The organism is Paenibacillus sp. MCAF9, from assembly GCF_052114265.1.
Taxonomy (GTDB): Bacteria; Bacillota; Bacilli; order Paenibacillales; family Paenibacillaceae; genus Pristimantibacillus.
Genome location: NZ_JBFREL010000064.1, coordinates 1 through 3,745, shown reverse-complemented (window position 1 = coordinate 3,745; position 3,745 = coordinate 1). Strand labels below are relative to the sequence as shown.

4 protein-coding genes are annotated in these 3,745 nt (G+C 40.4%); 2 read left to right on the top strand and 2 right to left on the bottom strand.

Going from position 1 to position 3,745, the window contains the following annotated elements; genetic code table 11:
* Positions 1-233: 233 nt before the first annotated feature.
* Positions 234-545, top strand: coding sequence for a hypothetical protein (locus AB4Z45_RS32745; RefSeq protein WP_441913813.1), 312 nt, complete (start codon positions 234-236; stop codon positions 543-545).
* A gap of 506 nt (positions 546-1,051) precedes the next feature.
* The gene (locus tag AB4Z45_RS32740; protein ID WP_441913812.1) at positions 1,052-1,621 is read left to right on the top strand and encodes a dihydrofolate reductase family protein; all 570 of its coding nucleotides are present in this window, start codon (positions 1,052-1,054) and stop codon (positions 1,619-1,621) included.
* Positions 1,622-1,924: 303 nt separating this feature from the next.
* Here AB4Z45_RS32740 and AB4Z45_RS32735 read toward each other — a convergent pair whose 3' ends face one another.
* A complete protein-coding gene (locus AB4Z45_RS32735; protein WP_339208311.1) occupies positions 1,925-2,329 on the bottom strand; it encodes a hypothetical protein in 405 nt (134 codons plus the stop codon).
* A gap of 317 nt (positions 2,330-2,646) precedes the next feature.
* The gene (locus AB4Z45_RS32730; RefSeq protein ID WP_441913811.1) at positions 2,647-3,426 is read right to left on the bottom strand and encodes an alpha/beta fold hydrolase; all 780 of its coding nucleotides are present in this window, start codon (positions 3,424-3,426) and stop codon (positions 2,647-2,649) included.
* Positions 3,427-3,745: the final 319 nt, after the last annotated feature.

Sequence of the window (3,745 nt, the reverse complement as noted above, 5' to 3'; positions counted from 1 at the left end):
CTTCGCCACACACTTACAATCGCCTGTCAAGTTCTTTTTCCTCATTTGGGCAAAAAAAGAGCAGGCTATCTTTTTGATAACCTGCTCTTTTGCATTCTATTGAACTTACACCTTAACTTAATGACATTGGCCGCTTGGCAGCCTTTTGTACGATTAACGGGCAGTTTAATTTAATTCTCATGGAATAAAAATGGTATAATATTATGGAATAATTTTGAAATTGGAGGTGGAAAATGGGGGTAGATTTCTCAGCTGTTTTTAAACATTCATTAGATGTTACAGCCATAGAAGTTTTTAAAGAAGAGATTGTTAAAGGAATAAGATTTCCTAAAGTTGTAAAGTGTATTAAAGAAGTTAATTTTCATAACCCGCATCTTGACAGACAATGGTTATTAAATCGTGATCGTATTAGTGAATCATATAACATTGAGCCATTTGATCCCGTGCTAATAGGGGATGAAGAATATGTTGAGCTTGGAGGCCCCGGTGGGTTTCGATTTATATTTAATAAGTACATCTGTGAGTTCAGTCCTTGTTTTAGGTAGCATCAATTTATAGAAAATCAAGAGTTGCAACTTGAACTAAGGGCAATATGCCAAGAATTTGCTGACTACTTCGGTTATGACTTTGCAATATATATGGGAGATAATTATTGTGCATTAGATTATGTTTTTGAAGGTCGCAATATGGATTATTATAAAACCAAGCTTATGAGTAGATTCGGTAAAGCTAAATTATCTATCGGGAATTAATACAGAAAACTAATAGTGGATGGGAATCAGAAGGGTATTTTATAGATAATTTTAATGATTTGCAACGTAACTCGTTTAGCTAAAAAGGAGAACGATAGTTCAACGGACCATAGAGCAGTTAGCCGGATGGCAGCTGCTTCTTCTCGTTAAGCTAACGGGTAGATACGCAACATTTTTGTCTTCAGATTTCCACTTGACCCTTACGTAACGTAATGATTTATAGTGAATGTAAGAGCAGGACGAAACACGGCCTACTGCCAAAAAATTGAACAACTAAATTCGAAATAGGAGGAAGCAACATGAGAAAACTCGTATTGTTCATGCATGTGTCGCTGGACGGGTATGCGTCGGATTCGAACGGAGGACTAGATTGGATTCCGTACAACGAGGAATTAGAGAAATACGCCGAGGAAGTCGTAGCCGAAGTCGGCTCTCCGGTATACGGACGAACGACGTATCGGATGATGGAGAGCTACTGGCCCGCGATGCTGGACAATCCGGATGCGTCGAGGCACGATATGGAGCATGCCAAATGGCTGCAGGATGTTAAGAAGATCGTCATTTCTGGCTCGATGGAATTTGTCGAATGGAACAATACGGTACTGATCAAGGACAATATTGCAGATGAAATCAAGGCGCTCAAGGAGCAGCCTGGCAAAAATCTCGTTATCTTCGGCAGTCCGGGGGCGGCGAGGACGTTGCTTGAACTCGGCCTGATCGACGAATTCCTGCTGACGATTTGTCCAGTCATCTTGGGCGGCGGAAAATCGGCATTCCACGGCGGCGGTGAGAAAATGAGGCTCAAACTGCTGTCCAGCCGAACGCTCAAGTCAGGTATTATCGCGGCCCGCTATGAATTGGAGAAATAGCTGTGCCGTACAAGATGTTCTACTAACGGGCAGCATTCCTATTATGAAGAAATACGAGGTTTGAGTAACTAAAAGACTCCTTGGTATGATGTTATTGGGTCCAAGTTGCTCGTCAGCTACCGGATTCAAATCAAACCAAGGAGACTACAAGATAAATGAACGCATTAATCAAATCACTTCTTCTACTTTAATTGTTGGTGTCGACATCGCAAAATTCAAACATGTAGCCCGAGCGCAAGACTACCCGGGGTCGAGCTCGAATTGAGTGTGATAAGAGATGACTGTTCCAATTTATAGAACTGATTAGACGCTCAATAACTCTTGCCGCTCTATTCTTTCCACCTCATCATCATGTAAAGCTGCTCGACGCTTTAGGAGCTCATATGTCTCACTCCACTCGTCAGGGTACCTCGTCCATTGAATTCGCTTATACAATTCTTCTAGGGCAAGCTCTACTTCATTTCTAAATTGTTTCCATAGCTTCTTAGCTTTGTAATAGTCACCGTTATTACAAGTAGCATTCACTACGTCATAACAAAGTTTATCTTTTCTGAAAATCTCCATACTGATTTCATCAACTGTAAAAAGAATTTCTTTTTTGAGTTTGGCGTCATTCTCCATAGTTGCGATCATTTCAGCCATAATAGAAGTTATATTGGGATTATTTTGAGCTGAGTGATTCATACATTCAGTGAGTTGGATAGTCATAAATTTTTCCCTCCTAGCAACGTTCTGTTACCATTCTGGTTTTATATAATACTTTTCGTTAGAAGGAGGTTTTTTTAGTCACTAAGCAAGTGAAGACAGCTACTGGTAATAAAAGGGGGAGTGAACATAATTAATGGATGAAGAACAAACATATCATGCACTTGATGGTTGAACTATCGAGACACGTTAGTTAAACACAAAAAGGAGCAGTTGCAGAGGGCAGCTGCTCCTTTTTTGATTACGCTGACTGGCAGATTTGCTCCATTATCGGGCATTATCGGACTATATTTAGGGGGAGCGATGGTTAATTCGAGGCGTTATGCAAAAGAAGATAATAGTTGGTTGAATCTATCACGCTCCTCCAAAAAAGGGCAATGACCGCTGTATTGAAATGAAACTAATTGCGAATTTTTAATCAGCTTATTTGTTTCCTGAGCTTGTGTAAACGGAACGACTTTATCATGAATTCCATGAATAATTAATGTGGGCACATCGATCTGTCCAAGATCGTTGTATACATTCTCGTCTCTTAGCGTGACCATAATAGCGGAAGTCGACCAATTGGCAGCTTGTAAACCCATTAGAAAGAACCATTCGGATTTTGGTTCAGAAATGTACTGAAAGAAAAAAATCTCCGTTTGGTTTTGCAGCATTTTCGGACGGTCATTGTTTGTTTCTTCGATGATTTTATTCGTAAATTCTTTGGGAACGCTTGATGGAGACGCAGCGTCAATCAGGACGAGTTTAGATACCCCGTACCCTTTGTAACGAGCCATATAACGAATTGAGATTGCGCCTCCGGTAGAGTGTCCTGCTAGTATTATGTTTTTTAACTGTAACGCTTCGATGACCATACGAAGATCATCTGCTAGTCTATCGAAACCGTAACCGTCGAATGGTTTATCCGAATTGCCGTATCCTCTCCAGTCCATTCCGATACAACGATATCCGAGCTTGGGAAGGTAATTGAACTGATATTCGAACTGATTATGGTTTAGCGGCCATCCATGAATAAAAAGTATCGTTTTATTTCCCATAGGATTGATGTCCTCTATAAATACTTTTACGCCCGGTTCCACAGTAACGAAGTATCCCAAGTGTATCACCTCAATTTTTTAAAATGCACTTCCTCATTAAGATATTCGCCCAAGGCAAGGTGAATGCCCAATTTCGGCGTCAAATTAGGTTTAGTTCGTACGTAGAGATTTCAGAGGAATAGCTTGCGTGAACAATTTCTTCAGATCATTGAGCTCCCTCAGAGAATAAGGTTTTTCTCACGAATACTCGCGAATTCTCAGGATTTCACATACAGATTGAAATAGGAGTTTAAATGATTACAAAACATGGGCTAGGAAGTTCCGTTTGAGGGCATGCGGGAATAGAAGGTGTTGGTCTATTTAAGGTGTTGGTCTATTT

Coding starts and splice junctions, on each gene's coding strand:
- AB4Z45_RS32735 (WP_339208311.1), bottom strand. CDS start 2,329: ATGACTATCCAACTCACTGAATGTATGAATCACTCAGCTCAAAATAAT.
- AB4Z45_RS32740 (WP_441913812.1), top strand. CDS start 1,052: ATGAGAAAACTCGTATTGTTCATGCATGTGTCGCTGGACGGGTATGCG.
- AB4Z45_RS32745 (WP_441913813.1), top strand. CDS start 234: ATGGGGGTAGATTTCTCAGCTGTTTTTAAACATTCATTAGATGTTACA.